General features: G+C 65.2%; 26 protein-coding genes, 1 pseudogene and 1 riboswitch. Of the genes and pseudogenes, 20 read left to right on the top strand and 7 right to left on the bottom strand.

The annotated features are described in order from the left end of the window. Window positions 1–185, bottom strand: a pseudogene (locus VF617_RS10590) (hypothetical protein); the annotation flags it as partial. 347 nt (window positions 186–532) lie between these two features. Here VF617_RS10590 and VF617_RS10585 point away from each other — a divergent pair. The 3 genes from VF617_RS10585 (at window position 533) to VF617_RS10575 (ending at window position 3,441) form a co-directional block, all read left to right on the top strand. Continuing rightward, window positions 533–949 carry a thioesterase family protein gene (locus tag VF617_RS10585; RefSeq protein WP_331014843.1) on the top strand — a complete coding sequence of 139 codons (417 nt, stop codon included), beginning with the start codon at window positions 533–535 and terminating at the stop codon, window positions 947–949. Between the two features lie 138 nt (window positions 950–1,087). Next, complete coding sequence (locus VF617_RS10580; RefSeq protein WP_331014842.1) at window positions 1,088–1,645, top strand: hypothetical protein; 558 nt, start codon at window positions 1,088–1,090, stop codon at window positions 1,643–1,645. A 149-nt stretch (window positions 1,646–1,794) separates the two neighbouring features. Next, window positions 1,795–3,441 (top strand): hypothetical protein, encoded by a 1,647-nt coding sequence (locus tag VF617_RS10575; RefSeq protein WP_331014841.1) that lies wholly within the window; start codon window positions 1,795–1,797, stop codon window positions 3,439–3,441. 24 nt (window positions 3,442–3,465) lie between these two features. Here the strand turns inward: VF617_RS10575 and rnhA are convergent, their stop codons facing one another. Genes rnhA through ispH form a run of 3 tightly spaced genes read right to left on the bottom strand, consistent with a single transcriptional unit; the run spans window position 3,466 to window position 5,812 of the window. Beyond that, window positions 3,466–3,906 (bottom strand): ribonuclease HI, encoded by a 441-nt coding sequence (gene rnhA, locus VF617_RS10570; protein WP_331014840.1) that lies wholly within the window; start codon window positions 3,904–3,906, stop codon window positions 3,466–3,468. Next, on the bottom strand, window positions 3,903–4,859 hold the full coding sequence (thrB, locus tag VF617_RS10565; protein WP_331014839.1) for a homoserine kinase: 957 nt from the start codon (window positions 4,857–4,859) through the stop codon (window positions 3,903–3,905). The genes rnhA and thrB overlap by 4 nt, the downstream gene beginning before the upstream one ends. Continuing rightward, a complete protein-coding gene (gene ispH, locus VF617_RS10560; RefSeq protein ID WP_331014838.1) occupies window positions 4,859–5,812 on the bottom strand; it encodes a 4-hydroxy-3-methylbut-2-enyl diphosphate reductase in 954 nt (317 codons plus the stop codon). Before ispH ends, thrB begins: the two co-directional genes overlap by 1 nt. A 146-nt stretch (window positions 5,813–5,958) precedes the next feature. Here ispH and VF617_RS10555 point away from each other — a divergent pair, with 146 nt between their 5' ends. The 6 genes from VF617_RS10555 to VF617_RS10530 all read left to right on the top strand — a co-directional run bounded on the left by VF617_RS10555 (window position 5,959) and on the right by VF617_RS10530 (window position 12,084). Next, complete coding sequence (locus VF617_RS10555) at window positions 5,959–6,594, top strand: hypothetical protein (RefSeq protein ID WP_331014837.1); 636 nt, start codon at window positions 5,959–5,961, stop codon at window positions 6,592–6,594. A gap of 188 nt (window positions 6,595–6,782) precedes the next feature. Then, a riboswitch (glycine riboswitch) is annotated at window positions 6,783–6,872 on the top strand. 162 nt (window positions 6,873–7,034) lie between these two features. After that, a complete protein-coding gene (gcvT, locus tag VF617_RS10550; protein WP_331014836.1) occupies window positions 7,035–8,231 on the top strand; it encodes a glycine cleavage system aminomethyltransferase GcvT in 1,197 nt (398 codons plus the stop codon). Then, on the top strand, window positions 8,231–8,602 hold the full coding sequence (gcvH, locus tag VF617_RS10545; protein WP_331014835.1) for a glycine cleavage system protein GcvH: 372 nt from the start codon (window positions 8,231–8,233) through the stop codon (window positions 8,600–8,602). The genes gcvT and gcvH overlap by 1 nt, the downstream gene beginning before the upstream one ends. Window positions 8,603–8,716: 114 nt before the next feature. Then, the gene (gcvPA, locus tag VF617_RS10540) at window positions 8,717–10,075 is read left to right on the top strand and encodes an aminomethyl-transferring glycine dehydrogenase subunit GcvPA (protein ID WP_331014834.1); all 1,359 of its coding nucleotides are present in this window, start codon (window positions 8,717–8,719) and stop codon (window positions 10,073–10,075) included. Then, the gene (gcvPB, locus tag VF617_RS10535; RefSeq protein ID WP_331014833.1) at window positions 10,072–11,706 is read left to right on the top strand and encodes an aminomethyl-transferring glycine dehydrogenase subunit GcvPB; all 1,635 of its coding nucleotides are present in this window, start codon (window positions 10,072–10,074) and stop codon (window positions 11,704–11,706) included. The genes gcvPA and gcvPB overlap by 4 nt, the downstream gene beginning before the upstream one ends. A gap of 24 nt (window positions 11,707–11,730) precedes the next feature. Further along, window positions 11,731–12,084 (top strand): DUF6481 family protein, encoded by a 354-nt coding sequence (locus tag VF617_RS10530; RefSeq protein WP_331014832.1) that lies wholly within the window; start codon window positions 11,731–11,733, stop codon window positions 12,082–12,084. Window positions 12,085–12,088: 4 nt separating this feature from the next. Here the strand turns inward: VF617_RS10530 and VF617_RS10525 are convergent, their stop codons facing one another. After that, on the bottom strand, window positions 12,089–12,565 hold the full coding sequence (locus VF617_RS10525; protein WP_331014831.1) for an isoprenylcysteine carboxylmethyltransferase family protein: 477 nt from the start codon (window positions 12,563–12,565) through the stop codon (window positions 12,089–12,091). Between the two features lie 170 nt (window positions 12,566–12,735). On the opposite strand from VF617_RS10525, the gene VF617_RS10520 reads away from it, so the two are divergent. The 4 genes from VF617_RS10520 to VF617_RS10505 all read left to right on the top strand — a co-directional run bounded on the left by VF617_RS10520 (window position 12,736) and on the right by VF617_RS10505 (window position 14,810). Beyond that, window positions 12,736–13,092, top strand: a complete 357-nt coding sequence (locus VF617_RS10520) for a WGxxGxxG family protein (RefSeq protein ID WP_331014830.1) — start codon at window positions 12,736–12,738, stop codon at window positions 13,090–13,092. A gap of 121 nt (window positions 13,093–13,213) precedes the next feature. Continuing rightward, a complete protein-coding gene (locus VF617_RS10515) occupies window positions 13,214–13,729 on the top strand; it encodes a CcdC protein domain-containing protein (RefSeq protein ID WP_331014829.1) in 516 nt (171 codons plus the stop codon). Further along, the gene (locus VF617_RS10510) at window positions 13,726–14,313 is read left to right on the top strand and encodes a DUF938 domain-containing protein (protein ID WP_331014828.1); all 588 of its coding nucleotides are present in this window, start codon (window positions 13,726–13,728) and stop codon (window positions 14,311–14,313) included. The genes VF617_RS10515 and VF617_RS10510 overlap by 4 nt, the downstream gene beginning before the upstream one ends. Before the next feature lie 41 nt (window positions 14,314–14,354). Continuing rightward, on the top strand, window positions 14,355–14,810 hold the full coding sequence (locus VF617_RS10505; protein ID WP_331014827.1) for a hypothetical protein: 456 nt from the start codon (window positions 14,355–14,357) through the stop codon (window positions 14,808–14,810). On the opposite strand, the gene VF617_RS10500 is transcribed toward VF617_RS10505, so the two are convergent. Then, window positions 14,807–15,700: a DMT family transporter gene (locus VF617_RS10500; RefSeq protein ID WP_331014826.1), complete on the bottom strand. Its 894-nt coding sequence runs from the start codon at window positions 15,698–15,700 to the stop codon at window positions 14,807–14,809. The genes VF617_RS10505 and VF617_RS10500 overlap by 4 nt on opposite strands. A 57-nt stretch (window positions 15,701–15,757) precedes the next feature. Here VF617_RS10500 and proS point away from each other — a divergent pair, with 57 nt between their 5' ends. The 7 genes from proS to VF617_RS10465 all read left to right on the top strand — a co-directional run bounded on the left by proS (window position 15,758) and on the right by VF617_RS10465 (window position 20,566). Next, a complete protein-coding gene (gene proS / locus VF617_RS10495; RefSeq protein ID WP_331014825.1) occupies window positions 15,758–17,284 on the top strand; it encodes a proline--tRNA ligase in 1,527 nt (508 codons plus the stop codon). A 30-nt stretch (window positions 17,285–17,314) separates the two neighbouring features. After that, entirely contained in the window at window positions 17,315–17,731 is a 417-nt protein-coding gene (locus VF617_RS10490; RefSeq protein ID WP_331014824.1) for a putative toxin-antitoxin system toxin component, PIN family, read from the top strand. After that, entirely contained in the window at window positions 17,728–17,988 is a 261-nt protein-coding gene (locus VF617_RS10485) for a hypothetical protein (RefSeq protein ID WP_331014823.1), read from the top strand. Before VF617_RS10490 ends, VF617_RS10485 begins: the two co-directional genes overlap by 4 nt. A gap of 58 nt (window positions 17,989–18,046) precedes the next feature. Then, the gene (locus VF617_RS10480; protein ID WP_331014822.1) at window positions 18,047–19,066 is read left to right on the top strand and encodes a pectinesterase family protein; all 1,020 of its coding nucleotides are present in this window, start codon (window positions 18,047–18,049) and stop codon (window positions 19,064–19,066) included. Beyond that, window positions 19,063–19,671, top strand: a complete 609-nt coding sequence (locus tag VF617_RS10475; protein WP_331014821.1) for a TIGR02466 family protein — start codon at window positions 19,063–19,065, stop codon at window positions 19,669–19,671. Before VF617_RS10480 ends, VF617_RS10475 begins: the two co-directional genes overlap by 4 nt. Window positions 19,672–19,743: 72 nt before the next feature. Further along, window positions 19,744–20,085, top strand: a complete 342-nt coding sequence (locus tag VF617_RS10470; protein WP_331014820.1) for a DUF6152 family protein — start codon at window positions 19,744–19,746, stop codon at window positions 20,083–20,085. Between the two features lie 4 nt (window positions 20,086–20,089). Next, window positions 20,090–20,566 (top strand): hypothetical protein, encoded by a 477-nt coding sequence (locus VF617_RS10465; protein WP_331014819.1) that lies wholly within the window; start codon window positions 20,090–20,092, stop codon window positions 20,564–20,566. Window positions 20,567–20,571: 5 nt separating this feature from the next. Here the strand turns inward: VF617_RS10465 and VF617_RS10460 are convergent, their stop codons facing one another. Further along, a complete protein-coding gene (locus tag VF617_RS10460; RefSeq protein ID WP_331014818.1) occupies window positions 20,572–20,904 on the bottom strand; it encodes a PilZ domain-containing protein in 333 nt (110 codons plus the stop codon). Window positions 20,905–20,943: the final 39 nt, after the last annotated feature.

Below are 20,943 nucleotides of genomic sequence, written 5' to 3'. Positions count from 1 at the left end.
GCCTGGGCGCGGATGCTGGCGGCCTCGGTGCCGTCGCGCGACCAGCGCTCCAGCGCGTCATCCCGATCGAGCCCCACATCGAGCGAGCGGCGCACATAACGCTGCGTCGCCGCGCTGAACCCTGCAAATTCCTTCATCTCGGCCAGCGTCATAGCGCCTTCCGCCGGTTTCATTTTCGCGCCCATGCTCTTCGACTCCCACCCCGGAACCCAAATCCTCCGAAGCCACCATGCCGCACATTGGTTAACGCGCTGCTTAACTGGCCGTCGTCCCCGGTTCAGAATGGAGCGCTAAAGCTGTTGCGGCGCAACATTGCTTGCGACGAACCGAGGCTAAGGAAACGAAAAGTCCGGCAGGTGATGCGTTTGCGCAACTAAGTTAACTTCCGGAGCCCCCAAAGAAGAGCACTGTCCAATTGTCTTGCGCGAATTGCCGCTACGGCATGCGCGCGCCGGTGAAACAGACCGGATTTTCGCGAGTTTCGCTCGAATTGCTATCGCTCGAATCGCCGTGTGGCACTAGGATCGCCGCCATGACCGCCACTGCGCTTCCCTATCAGTTCCGCGTCGATGTCGCGCAGGACGATATCGATTTCATGGGGCATGTGAACAATGCCTCCTATCTGAAATGGGTGCAGGAAGCGGTGATCAGCCACTGGCAGCATGTCGCGCCGGTCGAGGCGGTGGCGCAGCACCTGTGGGTCGCGCTCAAGCATGAGATCACCTATCGCCGCCCGACTTTCCTGAACGACGATGTCGTGGCGACCGTGTTGCTTGAAAAGGTCCAGGGCGCGCGCGCGTTTTACGCGACGGTGATCAAGCGGGGCGGCGAAGTGCTCGCCGAAGTCAAATCCAGCTGGTGCTGCCTCGACGCAAACACGCTGCGCCCGGCCCGGCTGACGCAGAGCGTGATCGACCATTTCTTCGTCACGAAGAACAGCGACGCCTGACAACCGGAGCTCAAGGTTAGGCCCAGACACGATTTTTCGTGGAGATGTCCTTTTAAATCAATCCGTTAGCTGGATCCAGTCAGCTTCCGGGAGACTGGTTCAAAGAGCCGCCTGCGCTCGCGCCCGCAGCGCCAAGCGATGCAGGGCAAGTCCTACATTGCAAGCGACGCGTTTTGCGGTCCGCATATATCCGTTGCGCGCTCTCGCGGTACGATCGACTATGCGGCAATGAAGATACTGCTACCTCTGCTACTGCTGGGCGCCGCGCCCCTTGGCGACAACGCGCAAACCTATCTCGTGTCCGTCGTCGCCTTGCCCCTGAAGCAGGGTGAGAGCCTGGAAAGTTTCGCATTCGCCACGTGGGGTGTGGAGTTTCTCGCCGTATGTCGAATACCTGGCGGGTGGAGGATCAAGGCGGGCAGCAGTGCGACGCCGGACGGCACGCTAGAGGGGGAGGGAAGCCATGGTGCGACCTGGTTCAACGAGCCCAGCCCCGACGAACTGCGTGATCTGGTCCTGGTGAAGCTGAGCCGGCCCGTGCAGCGGGAGGACGTGCGGGATAACACCGGCAACGCCTTAATTCCGGCGACGTTCAACGGCTCGGCTGTGATATCTGCTCGGGACCGCGAACAGACACGTGGTCTCGACTATAGAAACATGGAACTCAGGGCTGCCGACAGGTGCCCGGCTCGCTAGACGGCTCCTCGACGAACAATCGGTAGCCCCACGAGCCACGAAGCCTGGCACGGTGGCCGCATCTCCATATTTCCCCGAGGCGCGGCCAATGATAGACTGCGGCGATGGCGAGTCCGTGGAACGCAGTCGCGCATGTTGGGAGGGGTGGCATGACGAAGGGGTACAAGATCGGGTCGTTCGGCTTTTTGCTGATGGGCAGCACCGTTTTCGCGGGCCAGGCCAGCGCGCAGACCGCAACGGCCACGCCAACTCCTTCCCAAGCCCCCGCCGGTCAGGATGAACCTGCTGGCCAGGATCAGCTCGTCGTAACCGGCCGCCGGATGCCCGCCGCAGAGGCGCCGCGCTCGGCGACGTGCGAGGCGCTGGCGCGTGATCCGCTGTTCAAGGCCCGCCTTGAAATGGGCGCCGGCGGCGCGGTCTTCATGCCCACGCGCCTGCCGCGCGATCCGGATTATTCTAAGCCGCCCACCGTCGCCCCCGGCTCGCCCTTGCCCGAGCTCTCCAAGTCGCGCTTCGGCGTCGGCAGCATCGTCGATTCCGCTCGTGGCGGTATGATCGACTTCAGCTCGCTCGTCGGCGACGTGGAAGCAGCCGGCGAACTGGAGAGCGGCTCTTCGCTGACGCAAAACAGCCAGGAAGCCGCGATCGACGCCTGCCGGGCCCGGCACGCCAGCGGGGGTGGGGCCAATGGCGACTTCGGCGGCGCCGATGCGACCAAGGAGCAGCGCTATCTGGCGGCCCGCGCAACCATCGCGCAGCACGACAAGACGCTGCCGCTGGGTTTCGCCCTGTTCGATCAGGGCCGCTATGCCGAAGCGCTGCCCTGGTTCCGCAAGGCCTCCAACAAGCTGCCGTACCGCGACGGCGGAGACGAGGCCGCCTTGTTCGTCGGCAAGCTGTATCTTCAGGGCCTGGGCGACAAATCCGATACGGCGGAGGGCATCAAATGGCTCAAAAAGGCCGCGACCGTGCCCTATAGTCCCCAGATCGACACGCCGGTATTCGATCCAAGGCAACCCGAGCGCATCACTGCCGTAGGCGAGGCAGCGGTGATCCTCGCCAATGTCTACCGCACGGGCTTTGGCGGCACGCCCAAGAGCCTGGTCGAGGCCCGCAAATGGTATGACCGCGCCTATGACGTGGGGCACGTTCCTGCGGCCAAGATGCTGGGCGACATATACTATGACGGAAAGGGGGCGCCGAAGGACGTGGCCAAGGCGGTTTCCTTTTATCGCAAGGCTGCAAAGTTCGATCATCCCTCCGCCCAGTTCGCGCTCGCCCAGATCCTGGACGAAGGGGACGAAGGCGTCGCGAAGGACCGCAAGGAGGCGCTGGCCCTGTATTCTCGGGCATCGCTGAACGGCCATCCGGGAGCCCTGTATGCGATGGCCCGCGCTTATGACCTCGGCGACGGTGTTCCCGCGAACCCTCAGCGCGCGATGGCGCTCTACAAGGCCGCGGCGCTCCAGGGCAATGCGGCGGCGCGGGTCGCGATGGGCACCTATTTCTACGAAGGCAAGCTGCTGCCCCAGGATGCGAAGGCGGCACGGGGATGGTTTGAAGCGGCCGCCAAGGATGGCGACAGCGACGGGATGGTGAACCTCGCCGCGATGCTGGTTCGCGGGGAAGGCGGCGACAAGGACGTGGCCGGAGCATGGGCATGGCTCATCCGGGCGGCGCGGCGCGGAGACCAGAACGCGCCCCGCGCGATCGCGGCGCTGGAGAAGCGCATGACGCCGGAGGAGAAACGGGCGGGCGCCGCACTGCTCGGCGGGGCCAGCAAAAGCGCGCTCTAGCGCCTCAGCCCACCGCTCCCCCCGCTACATCGCCAGCGCGGCGTCGCTCGCGAGCTTGTCGGCGCGCTCGTTGTCCGGGTGGCCGGCATGGCCCTTTACCCAGACCCACTCGACGCGGTGGGGCTTGGAGGCCGCGAGCAGTTCCTGCCACAGATCGGCGTTCTTCACGGGCTTCTTGTCCGAAGTGCGCCAGCCGTTCTTCAGCCAGGCGTGAACCCATTTGGTAAGGCCGTCCATCACATAGCGGCTGTCCGTCGACAGCGTCACGCGGCAGGGGCGCTTGAGCGCGTTGAGGCCCTGGATCGCCGCCATCAGCTCCATGCGATTGTTGGTGGTGTGTGCTTCCCCGCCGGACAGATCCTTCTCCGTGCCCCCGATGCGCAATACCACGCCCCAGCCGCCACGCCCGGGATTGCCCTTGCATGCGCCGTCTGTGGCGATCTGGACATGAGGGAGTTCGGTCATGCGAAAAGGGCTGCGCCGTGCGTCTCATAGAAATCGAGGCGACGGAGATAGGCGAGGGGGTCCTTGCGCGTCACCAACGCGTCGGCGGGGGTGTTGAGCCAGTCCCATGCGCGGCTGAGCAGGAAGCGGAGCGCCGCGCCTTGGGCTAGAAGGGGCAGCGCGGCGCGTTCCTCATCGCTAAGGCCGAAACTTGTCGAATAGCCTTGGATCAATGCCCGCCCCACCGCCGCATCATAGTTTTGGCCCGTTGCGTCAAATGCCCAGGCACCGTGCATCACCGCGAGATCAAAGGCGCGGATATCCGTGCTGGCGAAATAGAAGTCGATCAGTCCGGTCACTTCATTGCCCAGCATAAGGACATTGTCGGGGAACAGATCGGCGTGGATCGCGCTCGACGGCAAATGCTTCGGCCAATGGCCGAGGACTCGCTCCAGCGCCTGGGATAGGCGGTCGAAAAGCCCGGCCTCGATCTTGTCGAGATCGTGCCCGCAACGGGCGAGTTGCTCGGCCCAGGTCTGCGATCCCATCGAATTGGGTCGATCTAGGGTGAAGTCTGCGAGGCTCGCGTGCATCCTGCCCATCGCCTCTGCGGCGGCGGCGGCCTGCGCAGGTGTGGGGTGGGTTACCGAGACGCCGGTCAGGAACTCGATCAAGCAGGCAGGGCGGCCCTGTAGCGCATGTATCGCGGTGCCGGCACAGTCGCGCACGGCGGGAGGAACGCGATTCCCTCGCGCCGCCAGATGATCCAGCAGCGCCATGAAATAAGGCAGATCGTGCGCCGCGACGCGCTTTTCATAGAGCGTCAGGATGAAGCGGCCCTTGGTCGTATCGACCAAATAGTTTGAATTCTCGACGCCCTCGGCGATGCCCTTCGCCGAGACGAGTTCGCCGACATCGAACTTAGCGAGGAAGGTGGTCAGCGCTTCCGCGGAGACCTGGGTATAGACAGCCATTACGCCGCTTCGAGGCCGCGCGGCAGCTTGAAGACCACGTTTTCCTCGATCGTCTCGACTTCGCGCTCGATCACTTCGAAGCGCTCGGAAAGCTTCGCTACCAATTCCCGGACCAGCAATTCGGGGGCCGAGGCGCCCGCGGTTATGCCGACGGTGCCCACTCCGTCGAACCAGGCGAAATCGAGTTCGTCGGCGCGCTGGATCAAGGTCGCGCAAGTGCCGTTGCGCACCGCGACTTCAACCAGCCGCATCGAATTCGACGATTTCGGCGAGCCGATCACCAGCATCAGATCGACCGACGAGGCGATTGCCTTGACGGCGCTTTGGCGGTTGGTCGTCGCATAGCAGATGTCGTTGGGGCCGGGGGCCAGGATTGCCGGAAAGCGGCGCCTGAGCACCGCCAGAGTCGCGGCGGTGTCGTCCACCGACAGCGTAGTCTGGGTCAGGAAGGCGAGCTTGCCCGGATCGGGAACGCTTACCGTCTCAGCTTGCGCCGGATTCTCAACCAGCGTCATTTCCCCTTCGGGAACCTGGCCGAAAGTGCCGATCACTTCGGGATGGCCGGCATGGCCGATGAACAGGATATGCCGCCCCGCCGCGACCAGCCGTTCGGCCTGGCGGTGCACCTTGGAGACCAGGGGGCAGGTGGCGTCGAGATAGGAGAGGCCACGCTCCGCCGCCTTGGCGGGCACTGCCTTGGGCACGCCATGCGCCGAGAAGACCACCGGCACGCCGTCAGGCACTTCGTCCAGCTCAACCACGAAGATCGCGCCCTTGGCCTTCAGCGTATCCACCACGAACTTGTTGTGGACGATCTCGTGACGGACATAGACCGGAGCGCCATATTTCTCGATCGCCAGCTCGACGATGCGGATCGCGCGATCGACGCCCGCGCAAAAGCCGCGCGGAGCGGCAATGAGCAGTTCGAGTACGGGTTTGACGGGTGCGTTCATTTGATTCTCGGGAGCGGGCTGGTGCCGTTCGCCGCGCTAGCGGCATAGCACCCTCCTACGCGATTGCTTGCTTGTGCGGAAGGCGGTTCCTATGGTGCCCGCCGTTTCCGGGTGCGTCCCGGCAGTGTTTCGAAAGGTGCTCCATCTTGGTCCGCAAGCTCGCCGTCTCCGCCCTGATCCTGCTTGCCGCCGGCGGATGCTCCCGCGTCGGCGACATCACCGAAGGCGGCATTTCCGCACTGCGATCGGCATGCCCGCGCGTCGGCGTTCCGGCAGGCACGGGCGACATCACGATCTTCGATCCGCCCGCCAGCCGCGAGGCCAAGGCCATCGACGTGAGCGCGACGCTGACCAACGTCACGTCGACTTGCGACGATGCGGGCGAGCAGATCCTGACCGTAGTGAATTTCGACGTGCTGGGAACGCGCGCAGCGGCGGGGCCGGCGCGCGAAGTGAGCCTGCCCTATTTCATCACCGTGGTTCGCGGTGGCACTTCGGTGATCGCCAAGAGCATCAATCGGGTGACGTTGCGCTTCGAGGCGGGCCAGACACGCGCCAGCGCCAAGGGCGAGGCGCGCAGCCAGGTGGCGCGCGCCGCAGCGTCGCTCCCGGAGGACGTGCGCACGCGGCTGAGCGAGAAGCGCAAGGCGGGCGACCAGAGCGCGGCGATGGACCCGCTCGCGGACCCCGCGGTGCGCCAGGCGGTGCTGGCAGCGACCTTCGAAGCGCTGGTCGGCTTCCAGCTGACCGAGGATCAGCTCAAGTACAACGTCACGCGATGACTTCTTCCCCTCCCTGCAAGGGAGGGGATCGAGGGGTGGGTGGAGGCCTGGCGATACGGATATCGTTTTGCCGGAACCCTTCCGTATTACCTAGACGCGACCCACCCCCAGCCCCTCCCTTCCAGGGAGGGGAGCAAGAAGAGCGATTGACTCGAATCGGGAGCGCGGCCAAGGCTGCACGCGTCGATTTGGCATGCGCGGGAGAGTGTAGCGATAAGCTGCCGCCGAAGGAGCAACCGCCCCGGAATCTCTCAGGCATCAGGGACCGCGCGCGCCAAGACACTCTGGAAAGCGTCCGCCGCGTTGGCGGGCCACCGAAGGGGTAACCTTGGCCTGGCCGGGGGAAAGCTCTCAGGTTCCCGTGACAGAGGGGGCGATGGATTCGAGCGCGAGCGGTCGCGCCGGTTCGTCGTTCCGTTTCTGCCGCGAAGGAATGCCCGATGAGCCGAGACGTGCATAACGGCCCCACCGACGAATTCACGCAAGCGCGCGGCACCGAATATTCGGGCGATCCCGACGGCGGAGAAGGCGAGCCCGCGCTGGGCAAGCTGCCGCTCGACGCATGGCACCGCGCGCGGGGCGGGCGGATGGTGCCGTTCGCGGGCTATGAGATGCCGGTCCAGTACGAAGGCATAATGGCTGAGCATCTGTGGACGCGCGAGCATGCCGGGCTGTTCGATGTCAGCCATATGGGTCAGCTGGTATTTTCGGGTGAAGGGGTGGAGGCCGCGCTGGAGGGGCTGATGCCGGCGGATATCGCGGCCGCGAAGCCCAGCCACCCGGTCTATTCGCTGCTGCTCGCCGAAAATGGCGGCATCTTGGACGATCTGATGCTGACCAAGCGCGATGACGGCAGCATATACATGGTCGTCAACGGCGCGACCAAATGGGACGACATCGCGCATTTCCGCGAGCATCTGGCGGACGATATCACGCTCAATCATCTGGACGATCAGGCGCTGCTGGCACTGCAGGGGCCGGAGGCGGTCACCGCACTGGCGCGCGTGATCCCGGGCGTCGGGGCTTTGGTATTCATGCAAGGCGCAGCGTTCGCGTGGCAGGGGCATGATCTGTGGATCAGCCGCTCGGGCTATACTGGAGAGGACGGGTTCGAGATCTCCGTGCCCGCCGCCGCCGCCGAAGGGCTGGCGGACGCGCTGACGGCGCAGGCCGAAGTCAAGCCCATCGGACTGGGCGCGCGCGATTCGCTGCGGCTTGAGGCCGATCTGCCGCTTTACGGGCACGACCTGGATGAAGAAACCACGCCGGTCTCGGCCTCCCTCGGCTTCGCGCTCAAGAAGCGCCGCCGCGAGGAAGGCGGCTTTCCGGGCCACGAGCGCATCCTGCTGGAGCGCGAGAACGGACCGATCCTGAAGCGCGTCGGGCTGGTGATCGAGGGCCGCCAGCCCGTCCGGGAGGGGGCGGCGGTAGTGGATGCCGAGGGCACCGAAGTTGGGCGAGTCACTAGCGGAGGCTTCGCCCCGACGGTGCAGAAGCCGATCGCCATGGCCTATGTCCCCGCCGCGCTCGCCGCCGTCGGCACGAAGATCACGCTTGCCCAGCGCGGCAAGGTCCACATTGCGGAGGTCGTCCAGATGCCCTTCGTTCCCCATCGCTATGTCAGAAAGGGAGCCTGATGAGCCGCTATTACACCGAAGATCATGAATGGGTCGAACTTGACGGCGATATCGGCACCGTCGGCATCAGCGAATATGCGCAGAGCCAGCTCGGCGACATCGTGTTCGTCGAGACCCCCGATGAGGGCAAGGACGTGACCAAGGGCGACGACGTCGCCGTGGTCGAAAGCGTAAAGGCCGCGTCGGACGTCTATGCGCCGGTCTCCGGCACGGTTCTGGAGGGCAATGCCGCGCTCGCCGACACGCCCGAGCTGGTCAACGAGGACCCCGAGGGCGACGGCTGGTTCTTCAAGCTGACGCTGAGCGATCCGAGCGAAGTCGAGAGCCTGATGAACGACAGCGCCTATGCCGAGTTCGTGAGCAAGCTCTAGTTCTGCTCCCCTCCCTGGAAGGGAGGGGCTGGGGGTGGGTGGGTTCTTGGCGACCGCCCGCGCTCCAAAACCCACCCCCGACCCCTCCCTTCCAGGGAGGGGAGGAGTAGTTGAATGCGCTATTTGCCCCTTACCCCGACCGACCGCACCGAGATGCTCGGCGTCATCGGTGCCGCTTCGATCGACGATCTCTTCGTCGACGTGCCGGCATTGGCCCAGCTCGACGGGCCGATTCACGGACTGCCGATGCATGCCAGCGAGCTTGCGGTCGAGCGCCACATGACTGCGCTCGCGAAGAAGAACCTCGCGGCAGGCGATGCCCCGTTCTTCCTCGGCTGCGGGGCGTACAAGCATCATGTGCCCGCCAGCGTCGATCACCTGATCCAGCGCGGAGAATTCCTGACGGCCTATACGCCATACCAGCCCGAGATCGCCCAGGGCACGCTACAGATGATGTTCGAGTTCCAGTCGCAGGTCGCGCGGCTGCTCGGCTGCGATGTGGCGAATGCGTCGATGTACGACGGCTCGACGGCGTGCTGGGAAGCGATCGTGATGGCGCGGCGCGTGACGCGGCGGGGCAAGGCGATCCTCTCTGGCGGGCTCCATCCGCATTACGTCTCTGTCGCGAATACGATGGCGAAGTTCACCGGCGATGTGCTCGACACGCGGCTGCCGGCGCTGACGCCGGAGTCCGATACCGATGACCTGATCGCCCTGATCGACGATGATACGTCGTGCGTGGTGGTCCAGTATCCAGACATCCTTGGCCGCATCGCTGATCTCTCGGAGCTGGCGGATGCCTGCCACGCGAAGAAGGCGCTGCTCGTCGCGGTGGTGACCGAGCCTGTCGCACTGGGAGCGATCAAATCGCCAGGCGAAATGGGCGCGGACATCGTAGTGGGGGAGGGCCAGTCGATCGGCGTCGGCCTCCAGTTCGGCGGGCCTTACGTGGGTCTCTTCGCCTGCTCCGAAAAGCTCGTCCGCCAGATGCCCGGGCGGCTGTGCGGCGAGACCGTGGATGCCGAGGGCAAGCGCGGCTTCGTGCTGACGCTCAGCACCCGCGAGCAGCATATCCGCCGCGAAAAGGCGACCTCGAACATCTGCACCAGCTCGGTGCTGTGTGCGCTTGCCTGGTCGATCCACATGACGTTGCTCGGCGAGAAGGGCCTGCGGCAACTGGCGGCGATCAACCATGCGGGCGCCTCCGCCGCTGCGGACGCTCTGGCCAGAGTGCCGGGCGTCGAACTGGTCACGCCCAGCTTCTTCAACGAGTTCACCCTCAAGCTTTCCAGGGAAGCCCGCCCGGTCGTCCGCGATCTCGCGACGAACGGCGTGCTCGCCGGCGTCTCGCTCGGCCGCCTCTATCCGGGCGAAGCGAGCCTCCAGAACGGCCTCGTCGTCGCCGTCACCGAAACCACCACGCAGGAGGATGTGGAAACGCTTGCCTCCGCGCTCCGGGAGGCGCTGGCATGAGCAATATCAACGCGAGCGGCTGGCGCCCCACCACCCCCGAAAAGGGCGAAGGCAGCAGCCAGACCTTCACCGGAAACCACGCTCTCATGCTCGAAGAAGCACTGATCTTCGAGATTGGCTCGAGCGAGACCACGGGCGTCGACTTCGACTTTCCTAGTTCTCCTGCGAAAGCAGGAGCCCAGGGTTCCAAGGACGCCGCCTGTGACTCTGGGCTCCTGCTTCCGCAGGAGAACAGGTTGGGCGGGTTGAGGCGTGAAAAGCCCATCGGCCTCCCAGGCCTCTCCGAGCCCGAGACCGTGCGCCACTACACGCGCCTAAGCCGCCAGAACTACGCCATCGACCTCGGCCTGTTTCCGCTCGGCAGTTGCACGATGAAGCACAATCCCCGCCTCAACGAGCGCATGGCGCGGCTCCCCGGTTTCGCCGATCTCCACCCGCTCACGCCGGTCGATTGCGCGCAGGGGGCGTTCGAAGTCATCGATCAGTTGGCGCATTGGCTGATCACGCTCACCGGCATGCATTCGGTGGCGATGAGCCCCAAGGCCGGCGCGCATGGCGAGCTTTGCGGCGTCCTCGCGATCCGCGCCGCGCTCGATGCCCGCGGCGAGCAGGCGCGCAAGATCCTGCTGGTTCCGATCTCGGCGCACGGCACCAATCCCGCCACCGCCGCCTTTGCAGGCTTCACAGTCGAGGACATCCCCGCCACTGATGACGGCCGTGTCGATCTCGAAGCGCTCAAGGCGCGGCTGGGGCCGGACATTGCTGGCGTGATGATCACCAATCCCAACACGTGCGGCTTGTTCGAACGCGACATGAAGGCAATCTCGGACGCGGTTCATGCGTCCGGCGGATACGTCTATTGCGACGGCGCCAATTTCAACGCGATCGTCGGCCGCGTCCGTCCGGGCGATCTCGGCATCGATGCGATGCATATCAATCTCCACAAGACCTTCTCGACGCCCCACGGCGGCGGCGGTCCCGGCTCGGGCCCGGTGGTGCTTTCCGAAGCGCTCAGCCCCTATGCCCCGCTGCCTTTCGTAGAAAAGACCACCGACGGATTCCGTCTCGTGGAGGAGGAAACCGCCGAGGAGCACCACGCCGGCACCTTCGGCCGGATGGTGGCGTTCCATGGACAGATGGGAATGTTCACCCGCGCGCTGACCTATATCCTCAGCCACGGCGCGGATGGACTGCGCCAGGTCGCGGAGGACGCCGTTCTCAACGCGAACTACATCCTGCGCTCGATGGAGGACGTGCTCGATGCGCCCTTTGCCGGTGCTGGCCCCTGCATGCACGAGGCGATCTTCAGCGATCGCGGATTGCCCGAGGGCTTTTCGACGATCGACATAGCCAAGGGGCTGATCGACGAGGGCTTCCACCCGATGACGGTGTATTTTCCGCTGGTCGTCCACGGCGCCATGCTGGTCGAGCCGACCGAGACCGAGAGCAAGGCCGCGCTCGATCAATTCATAGGTGCCTTCCGTTCCGTCGCGGAACGGGCTAAGGGCGGCGACCCGGCGATCAAGACCGCACCGCATTTCGCGCCGCGCCGCCGTCTCGACGAGACGTTGGCCGCGCGAAAGCCGGTGCTGGCCTGGAAGGAGCCTGAAAGGGCAAAGGCGGCGGAATAGCCGCTCAGGAGCAATGACCTAATAATGACGTATAACGACACTTTCCGTGACCGCGCCGACCGATCGGCGGATGCCAAGAAAAAGCTGCTCGACAAGCTGAAGGCGACGCCGAAGCTGAGCGAGGCCGAGTTGGCCGAGCGCCGCGAGGCCCGGCTGAAGAAGGAAGCCGAGGAAGACGAAGCGCGCGCCGCCAAGAAGGCAGCGATCGAGAAGGCGAAGGCCGACAAGCTCGCCGAGGAAGCCGCCGCCCGGGAGGCCGAAGCCGAAGCCGCGCGCGCTGCCAAGGAAAAGCTGGCCAAGTCCTTCGCGATTCCCTCGGCCGCAGAGGCCAAGGCCGCGCGCGATGCGCGCTATGCGGCGCGCAAGTCGCGCAAATAGGCGATCAGATCCAGCGCCGCACGCTGGCTTTATAGGCGAGATAGGGTTCGCCAAAGCGGCTTCCCAGATACGCTTCCTCGGGCTCGATCACTTCGCGCTGGATGACGAAGAGCAATGGGGCCAGCAGCAGCGTGGCGGTGAGGCTGTCCGCCAGCATCGCGCACCCGGCATAGGCCAGCGCCATGCCCAGATACATCGGGTTGCGCGTGCGGCGATAGACGCCCTCAATAACGAGCGTGCTTGAAGCTTTCCATGGCCTCGAGTCGGTCTTCGATCGCGAGAAGAGCCCGAGCGCCGAAAGGACGATGGCCGCGCCCAGGACGATCGCGACCATGCCCAGGGTGTGCAGCACGCCATAGGGCACCAGGGGAATCGCGGGGCTGCCGATCAAATTTTCCAGCGCGAGCCCCGCGAGCAGCGTGCCGATAAAGGCCAGCGGCGGTGGAAATCTTATCCCTGGGCTATCCGCGTCGATCTTCATGCCATCCCCTGCGCGCGTGATGAAGCCGCACGATCCAGAGCGCCAATAGGCCAAGCCAGCCTATCAAGACAGCGAAATGCCCTCTTGTGCCCCTGGTTGGAACGCACTTCATCCGCGGAGGTTGGAACATCCTAACTCAGCAGTGTCTGGCTGGGAAACAGGAGGAAAATATGAAGGCATCGTTGCTGAATCGCGTGCTGCTTGCCGGCGCGGCGATCACGCTCATCCCTGCCGTTTCGGCGCAGGAGGACGTAAAGGAGCGGGCGGAGAAGCTCGCGGAGCAGGCCCAGGACGTTCAGCGCGAGGCCGGGGCGCTCGCCAACGAAGTTTCCGAAGAACGCGAGGAAGCCCGCGTGGATGCCGCAGATCGCACTGGCGCGAACGTCAACAAGGCGGCCGATCGCGACGATGATGGCGACGAAGGCAAATGGGGCCTTCTCGGATTATTGGGACTGGCGGGGCTTCTTGGCCTGCGCCGCCGCGAGCCCGACCAAAAGACCGAAGTTCGGCGCGATACGCACCTGTAAGACCTTGCTCCCGGCCCTCGCGCCGCTTCCCACGAGGGCCGGGAGCCCCACGCGCGCATCGAGCCCAGCATTGATCAAGCGCGAGGGTTGTTCATTCGCGCCGGGCAGGTGATGATGCGGGATGAACCCAGCAAACCCGCAAGGCTGGCTGAGCTACGCGATCCCCGCCATCATTATCGGAATCGTGCTCGCCTTCCGCTTCCGCAACATGAACCGCGAGCGCCCGCTCAAGATCGAGCGGTTGTGGATCGTGCCCGCGCTTTATTGCGTGGTTGCAGGAGTGGTGTTCTGGAACGCGCCGCCGGTCGGCATGGTCTGGCTCTATTGCGCCGTGGCGCTGATCGCGGGGGCGGCGCTGGGCTGGCAGCGCGGGCGGATGATGCGCATCAACGTGGATCCCGAAAGCCATGAGATCCGCCAAAAGGCCTCGCCTGCCGCGACGCTGCTGATCCTCGGCCTGATCCTGGTCCGTTCGGGCGCGCGCAACGCCGAGTCGCTGGGCATCCCCGGCGTGCATGTCGATGTGATGGCGATGACCGACATATTGATCGCGCTGGCTTTGGGATTGCTGACCGCGCAGCGCATCGAGATGTACCTGCGCGCGCGCCGCCTTCTGGCCGCAGCGCGGGGCGCATGAAACGCCACGCCCCGGCGACTGCGCGCAATCGCGAGCCGATCGCCGATGTGCTGGCGGATGTGCTTCCCTCACGTGGGCTCGTGCTTGAAGTGGCGAGCGGCACCGGCGAGCATTGCGCGTTCCTCGCCGAGCGCTTCCCCGCGCTGGAATGGCAGCCGAGCGACCCGGACGCGGATGCGCTCGAATCGATCGCCGCGTGGACCGAGGGGCTGGCGAATGTCCGCCCGCCGCTGGCGCTGGATGCCTGCGGCGAATGGCCAGTCGACGCCGCCGATGCGGTCCTGTGCATCAACATGGTCCATATCAGCCCATGGGCCGCGACTCTCGGATTGCTGGCTGGAGCAGCCCGGCTGCTGCCGCCGGGCGCGCCGCTGGTCCTCTATGGCCCCTATCGCCAGCGCGGCGTCCCCACCGCGCCTTCCAACGAGCAATTCGAATTGTGGCTGAAGGACAAGTCTCCCGAATATGGCCTGCGCCTCGTCGAGGATGTCACCCGCGAAGCCGCCGCGCGGGGCTTGACGCTCGATCGGATCGTGCCGATGCCCGCCAACAATCTCATCCTGGTCTACAAGCATGACGCCTGAAATCCATCCCGAGTTTCGCGATCGGTTTCGCGATCATCGCCTTGTTCTGGTTCAGCCACCTCCAGTGGCGTGCGCTGCGCGGACCGGGGGATTGGCGCTCGCTGCTGCTCACTCTCGTGCTCATCTTCATGGTGCTGGTATATATCGTGCCGCTGCGATCGATGGCGGTGGCGTTCGCGGCGTTCCTGGGCGGGCAGCCGGCGGTTTATCGCGGCAGCCTGTCACAGCTCTTCACCATCTACGGCATGGGCTTTACCGCCATGTCGGCGATTACCGCGCTGCTTTTCCGCGACGCGCTTCGCAACGCCGCTCTTTCGCCGGCGAGCCGTCGCGAGGCGGCGGGGCAGGCGTGGATCTGGCTGATCCTGGGCACGACGGGTGCGATTTCGACGATTATGGCGACGATCCCGGGGCCGCATTTGTTCGCGCCCTTTCTCTATGCGACACTGCCCATCACGATCGGTGTGTTCTCCTGGCGATGGAGATGGGTGGTCTAAAGGCCGGGCTCCGCTGGCTTCTCCTGCTGTCTCAGCCGCTCCCGCCAGACGATGTAGAGCCCGCTCGCGATGATGAGCGGCGCGCCCAGCCAGGTGTATCCGGTCGGCAGCGCCCCAAAGATCAACCAGCCGTATAAGGTCGCCCAGATCAGGCTCGAATAATCCATCGGAACCACCACCGAGACGGGGGCGAAGCGCAGCGATCCGGTGAGGGCGAGCTGGCCGACGCCACCGACCAGCCCGATCGCCACCAGAATTGCCCAGGTCAGCGCGTCGTGCGCCTGGAGCTGGAAGGAATAAGCGAGCGCCAAAGGCGGCAGCGACAGCACCGAGAACCAGAACACCGTGGTGCCCGTGCTTTCGGTCCGCCCGATCTGCCGGAGGAGGATTGCGACCACGGCGACGAAGAGCGCCGCGAGCAGGCCGACGATGGCGCCGTGGAGGGGGAAATGGCCGCTGCCCGGCTGGGCCACGATCAACACGCCGACGAATCCGGCGACGACGGCGGCCCAGCGGTGGCGGCCGGTCTTCTCGCGGAGCACCAGCGCGCCCAGGATCGTCGCGAAGATCGGCACGGTGAATTGCAGCGTCGTAGCCTCGGCCAGCGGGAGCAGCAGCACCGAACCGAACGTGAAGATCATGCCGGTCAGGCCCACCGCGGCGCGGCGGAGATGCGCCCCGAAGCGCGCGGTCCGCACCGAGCCTAGCCCAGGCCCGGCCGCGATCCACGCGGTGACAAGCAGCGCCGCCCAGAATTGGCGGTGGAACATCGTCTCCGCCAGGTTCGCGCCGCGCGTCTCGGCCAGCTTGACCAAAGCTGACATGCCCGAGAGGCATAGGATCGCGAACAATCGCAGCCCCAGGCCCTTGAAGATCCGGTCGCCTTGCATGGCCCGCGCCTTGCGCCACGGTGGACCCAGCGGCAAGTCCCCGCTATCCGGCCTGCCATGATCAAGCACGCCCTATCCGTTACGCGCGAACAGGATTTCGCCGCCTGGTATCAGTCCGTCATCGCGGAGGCCGATCTGGCCGAGGAGAGCGGCGTGCGCGGCTGCATGGTCATCCGGCCCTGGGGCTATGGCATCTGGGAGCGCATCCAGCGCCTGCTCGACGATCGCATCAAGGCGACGGGGCACGAGAATTGCTATTTTCCGCTCTTCATCCCGCTTTCCTATTTCGAGAAGGAAGCCGAACATGTCGATGGCTTCGCCAAGGAGATGGCGGTCGTCACGCACCACCGGCTGATCCAGAAGGACGGGCGGCTGGTGCCCGATCCCGAAGCGAAGCTCGAAGAGCCTCTGGTGGTGCGCCCGACTTCGGAGACGGTGATCGGCGCCGCGTTCAGCCGCTGGGTGCAATCCTGGCGCGACTTGCCGGTGCTGATCAATCAATGGGCCAATGTGGTGCGCTGGGAAATGCGCACGCGCATGTTCCTGCGCACCACCGAGTTCCTCTGGCAGGAAGGCCATACCGCGCATGCCAGCGAAGCCGAGGCGCGCGAAGAGACGCTGAAGATGCTGGAGGTGTATCGCGAGTTTGCCGAGACTTGCCTCGCGATGCCCGTGGTCGCGGGCGAGAAGCCCGAGAATGAGCGCTTCCCCGGCGCGGTCGCCACCTATTCGATCGAAGCCATGATGCAGGATGGCAAGGCGCTTCAGGCGGGCACTTCGCACTTTTTGGGCACCACGTTCTCAAGTGCGCAGGACATCAAGTTTCAGAATGCGAATGGCGAGCTGGAGCTGGCGCAGACCACCAGCTGGGGCGTCTCCACGCGGATGATCGGCGGCGTGATCATGGTGCATGGCGACGACGATGGCCTTCGCGTGCCCCCGCGGATTGCCCCTTGGCAGATCGTCATCGTGCCGATGCTCCGCGACAATGACGAAGACGCGGCGCTGATCGACTATTGCAAGGCGCTCCAGGCCGACCTCGCCAAGCTGTCCGCGCTCGGCGAACCGGTGCGCGCGCTGCTTGATCTGAAGCCCGCCAAGGCCGCTACCAAGCGCTGGGGCTGGGTGAAGAAGGGCGCGCCGATCGTCGTCGAAGTGGGCGGGCGCGACATGGCGGGCGGCAATGTCTCGGTGATCCGTCGTGACCGGCTGTACCGCGAGGACGGCAAGCTCGACAGCGCAGTCGTGGCCAAGGGCGATTTCGCCGGTGGCGCGGCGGCGATGCTGGAGGAAATTCAGGCGGCGCTGCACGATCAGGCGCGTGCGCGGCTCGATGCCAATATCCGTCGGGATGTGATGGATTTTGCTGCGCTCGAAGCAGCGTTTGCGGGGGAGAAACCGGGCTGGGTCGAAGTCAATTGGTCGAAGCCGGCCGCCGCTGATCTGGACAAGGTGGCCGAACGACTCAAGGCGCTCAAGCTGACGTTTCGCAATGTGCCGGAAGGCGCGGCCCCGGCGGAGGGCGCCTGCATCTTCACCGGCGCGCCCGCGGTCGAGCGCATCCTGGTCGCGCGGGCTTATTGACATATCGCATACGATATCATAATCCGTGTCATGCTCGTACTTGACACCGATGTGGTGGTCGCCGCGCTTCGAAGCTCTCAAGGTGCGTCAGCGGCCTTGCTGGATTCGGTGCTCGTAGGCAGACAATCGGCTGCGTTATCGGTGGCGATGGTGCTCGAATATGAGGCCGTGGCCTTGCGAGCCGAGCACCTTGTCGCGGGACATCTGACGGAAGCGGAAGCCTTGAAGATCATCGATGCATTGGTCTCGGTTGCGCAACCAGTGAAGCCGCATTTCCGGTGGCGCCCGCAACTGCGGGATCCGGGAGACGAGCTTGTGCTCGAAGCTGCAGTGAATGCCGGCGCTATTGCGATCGTGACGTTCAATCGCCGCCACTTTCTGCCCGCTGCGCACCGCTTCGGTCTGGATGTATTGTTGCCGAGAGAAGTTTTGGAGAGAAGCCGATGACGGTCGCGAGCAATTATGCACTGCGCTTGCCTGTTTCACTCAAGAAGGAACTCGAAGCGCTCGCCAAGGCTGACGGCACCAGCCTGAACCAGTTCCTGGTGATGGCCGCCGCGGAAAAGCTCGCGGTGCTGCGGACCGAGGCGTTCTTCGCTGAACGAATTGCCCGCGCGGATGTCGAATCCGCGCGCGGGCTTTTGATGACGCCAAGAGGCGAGTTGCCGCGTCCGGATGACCGTATCGAAGACAGCGAGAGATAATGGACAGGTCGATGTGATGAGGAGCGTGGGCGGGAATCCTGGTCGCGCGGGCTTATTGATGGAGCGGCGCGGCTTTCTAGGCATGGCTGCCGGGACGCTGGCCACGCCCGGGCTCGCGCATGCCCAAGAGCAGTGGGATGTCATCGTCGATCCGCGCACCGGCACACTGGGCGAGGCGCTGAAGCGCGCGACCGGCGCGCCGTTCCGCGTCCTTATCCGAAAGGGGGTGCTGGTCGAGAAGGTGACCATCTCCACCCCGAACGTTACGATAGCGGGCGAGACCGGCGCGGTCCTCAGCTTCGGCACCTATGCCGGGCTGCCGCATCCCGACGGCAAGAATTGGGGCACGTTCCGGACTGCGACGCTCACTATCGCCGCGCCGGGCGTGACGGTGCGGAACCTGACCGTGCGCAACAGTTTCGACTATATCGGCGCTAAGCGAGACGCCGCGGGCAATGGCGCGCAGGCGGTGGCGTTGATGATCGGGCGCGAGGCGGATCGCGCGCTGATCGAGGATTGCGCGCTGGAGGGCTATCAGGACACGCTTTACTTGCAGGGCCGTGCGCGCATCTCCCGCTGCCGGATCGTGGGCGGAGTCGATTTCATCTTCGGCGGTGCGCCGGCCTGGTTCGACGCTTGCGAAATCGTCACGCGCCATGTGCCTGGCGCGACCGAGTTCGGCTATGTGGCGGCTCCCAGTACGCCGGCGGACCAGTCTTACGGCCTGGTTTTCTCGCACTGCCGCCTGGGGCGCGAGCGCGGCGTCACCGATCACTCGACCTGGCTGGGCCGCCCCTGGCGCGCCGGGGGCAATATGGCGCTCACCGGGCAGGCCGTGTTCCTCCATTGCTGGATGGATGCGCATATCAAGCGCGAGGGCTGGACCTGGATGGGCTATAAGGGCCCGAACGGCGAGCAGCGCCGCCTGACGCCACAGGAGGCTCGGCTGTTCGAATATGGCAGCCGCGGCCCGGGCGCCGGGGCCGTATCGCCGACACGCAAGACGCTTGATGCCGGGGCGGTCGCGAACTTCACGATGACGAAGGTGCTGGGCGGCTGGAACGGTCAGGGCGGATGAGCGCTTCGAGGCCCTTGTTCGCTTCGCTGCTTTACAACCAGAAGCTGGGCGACGACGCGCTGGTGGCTGAGCTTGAGCGATCGTGCCTTGCGCTAGCCGAGGACGATATGGCCGGGCGGCGCTGGGCCAAGGAGCACGGCTATAAGGGCTATACGTCCTATGCATCGCTCGACGACTTGCCCGTGCGTGACCCCGCCTTCGGCGATCTCAAGCGGCTGCTCGACAAGCATGTCACGGCCTTCGCCAAGGACTGCGCCTTCGATCTCGCGGGGCGCAAGCTCAAGCTCGACAGCCTTTGGGCTAATGTGTTGAGCGGCGGCGGCGGTCATTCGGGGCATATCCACCCGAACAGCGTGGTCTCGGGCACGCTCTATATCGCGCTGCCCCCGGGATCGCGCGGCCTTCGCCTGGAAGACCCGCGCCTGCCGATGATGATGGCCGCACCGACCCGCGCCCCGGATGCGCCCGAGATGCTGCGCAGCTTCGTCGAAATCGCGCCCGAGATCGGCACGGTCCTCCTCTGGGAAAGCTGGCTGCGGCATGAAGTACCCGCCGGTTCCGGCAGCGCCAAGCGGATCAGCGTGAGCTTCAATTATCGCTGGTGAGCACCTCTAGCGCTTTGGCGGCAAGTTCCGCTATTATAGCCCAGGGGGGCATTATCGGGGATGAGGAACGCCATGCTTCGCTATTCCACCCTTGCGGCATTGGCCATCGCGGTCCCGGCTGCAGCGCATCACGGCTGGAGTTCTTATGACGAATCCAAGCCGCTCACCACCACCGGGCCGCTTACGAACGTGACCTGGGGCAATCCCCATGGCGCGGCGCAGGTCGTCCGCAACAAGAAGCCATGGGCAGTCGTGCTCGCCCCGGTGGCGCGGATGGAGGCACGCGGCCTCTCGCTCGCGATGATCGACAAGGGCCAGAAGGTCACGCTGGTCGGCTATGCTCGGCGAGATGGCGCCGCGGAGATGCGGATCGAGCGCGTGATCGTGGGCGACAAGACCGTCGAATTGCGCTGACGGCTTGGAAGGGGTCCTTCTCCCGCTCGCCGGCTGGCTGGACGCGATCGGCCTGGGCCGCTGGGCGAGCGGCGCGCCCTATCCGATCGTCAACACGCTCCACCTGCTAGGGCTGGTGATGCTGGTGGGCGGCATCGGTGTCGTCGATCTGCGTGTCGTAGGGTTCTGGCGCAGCCTATCCCTGCCGGCGCTCTCGCGCGCGCTCACTCCGGTCGCGATCGCAGGGCTGGCGATCCTGGTGCCGACCGGCTTGCTGTTGTTCGCCGCCGACGGCAAATCGCTTGCCGGTTCGGACATGTTCTTTCGCAAGCTGGTGATCATCGGCTTCGCGCTCACCAACGCCATCGCTTTTCGCATCCTGTGGCAAGGTCGCCTGGAACGAGGGGAGCCGCCATCGACGACAGCGCGCGTCATGGCCGGCGTCTCGTTATTGCTCTGGCTGGCGGTGGGCACGCTGGGGCGGCTGATCGCCTATAGCTGAGCTGCTCAGCCGCCGGTGAGCGTGAGCGCGCGCATCACCTTGCGATCCAGCGGCGCGTCGAAGCGGCAACCGATATGCGCGCCGTCATTCCAGGCGACGATCGCGGCGATCGGCAAGTTGCCCGCAATGCGCAGCCAAATACGGGCGCCGGGGCCGTGCGACGCGATGCAGGCGAGCCGGCAACCATAGATCGAGACATCGTGCAGCATGCCCTCGACCGCCGGGCTACCGCGCCGGTTGATTTTGGCTCGCCCGACTAGAACGCTATGCCGGGGAACCGCCCGCTGATCGAAGAGCGCAGGCGCAACGGTCCGATATTGGGAAAGCCTCGTCGCCATGCCGTCCTCCGCCAAGCGAAGTTGCCCTTCAAGCTTTAA

The sequence above is a fragment of the Sphingomonas sp. genome (assembly GCF_036388215.1).
In the GTDB taxonomy this organism is placed as follows: Bacteria; Pseudomonadota; Alphaproteobacteria; order Sphingomonadales; family Sphingomonadaceae; genus Sphingomonas.
This window is presented reverse-complemented; position numbering and strand designations above follow the sequence as displayed.

Coding starts and splice junctions, on each gene's coding strand:
- VF617_RS10520 (WP_331014830.1), top strand. CDS start 12,736: ATGAAGGCATCGTTGCTGAATCGCGTGCTGCTTGCCGGCGCGGCGATC.
- ispH (WP_331014838.1), bottom strand. CDS start 5,812: ATGAACGCACCCGTCAAACCCGTACTCGAACTGCTCATTGCCGCTCCG.
- VF617_RS10580 (WP_331014842.1), top strand. CDS start 1,088: ATGCAGGGCAAGTCCTACATTGCAAGCGACGCGTTTTGCGGTCCGCAT.
- VF617_RS10500 (WP_331014826.1), bottom strand. CDS start 15,700: ATGCAAGGCGACCGGATCTTCAAGGGCCTGGGGCTGCGATTGTTCGCG.
- VF617_RS10485 (WP_331014823.1), top strand. CDS start 17,728: ATGACGGTCGCGAGCAATTATGCACTGCGCTTGCCTGTTTCACTCAAG.
- gcvT (WP_331014836.1), top strand. CDS start 7,035: ATGAGCCGAGACGTGCATAACGGCCCCACCGACGAATTCACGCAAGCG.
- VF617_RS10510 (WP_331014828.1), top strand. CDS start 13,726: ATGAAACGCCACGCCCCGGCGACTGCGCGCAATCGCGAGCCGATCGCC.
- gcvPB (WP_331014833.1), top strand. CDS start 10,072: ATGAGCAATATCAACGCGAGCGGCTGGCGCCCCACCACCCCCGAAAAG.
- VF617_RS10575 (WP_331014841.1), top strand. CDS start 1,795: ATGACGAAGGGGTACAAGATCGGGTCGTTCGGCTTTTTGCTGATGGGC.
- VF617_RS10470 (WP_331014820.1), top strand. CDS start 19,744: ATGCTTCGCTATTCCACCCTTGCGGCATTGGCCATCGCGGTCCCGGCT.
- VF617_RS10515 (WP_331014829.1), top strand. CDS start 13,214: ATGAACCCAGCAAACCCGCAAGGCTGGCTGAGCTACGCGATCCCCGCC.
- proS (WP_331014825.1), top strand. CDS start 15,758: ATGATCAAGCACGCCCTATCCGTTACGCGCGAACAGGATTTCGCCGCC.
- gcvPA (WP_331014834.1), top strand. CDS start 8,717: ATGCGCTATTTGCCCCTTACCCCGACCGACCGCACCGAGATGCTCGGC.
- VF617_RS10530 (WP_331014832.1), top strand. CDS start 11,731: ATGACGTATAACGACACTTTCCGTGACCGCGCCGACCGATCGGCGGAT.
- VF617_RS10525 (WP_331014831.1), bottom strand. CDS start 12,565: ATGAAGATCGACGCGGATAGCCCAGGGATAAGATTTCCACCGCCGCTG.
- VF617_RS10475 (WP_331014821.1), top strand. CDS start 19,063: ATGAGCGCTTCGAGGCCCTTGTTCGCTTCGCTGCTTTACAACCAGAAG.
- VF617_RS10480 (WP_331014822.1), top strand. CDS start 18,047: ATGGAGCGGCGCGGCTTTCTAGGCATGGCTGCCGGGACGCTGGCCACG.
- VF617_RS10585 (WP_331014843.1), top strand. CDS start 533: ATGACCGCCACTGCGCTTCCCTATCAGTTCCGCGTCGATGTCGCGCAG.
- gcvH (WP_331014835.1), top strand. CDS start 8,231: ATGAGCCGCTATTACACCGAAGATCATGAATGGGTCGAACTTGACGGC.
- VF617_RS10490 (WP_331014824.1), top strand. CDS start 17,315: ATGCTCGTACTTGACACCGATGTGGTGGTCGCCGCGCTTCGAAGCTCT.
- rnhA (WP_331014840.1), bottom strand. CDS start 3,906: ATGACCGAACTCCCTCATGTCCAGATCGCCACAGACGGCGCATGCAAG.
- thrB (WP_331014839.1), bottom strand. CDS start 4,859: ATGGCTGTCTATACCCAGGTCTCCGCGGAAGCGCTGACCACCTTCCTC.
- VF617_RS10460 (WP_331014818.1), bottom strand. CDS start 20,904: ATGGCGACGAGGCTTTCCCAATATCGGACCGTTGCGCCTGCGCTCTTC.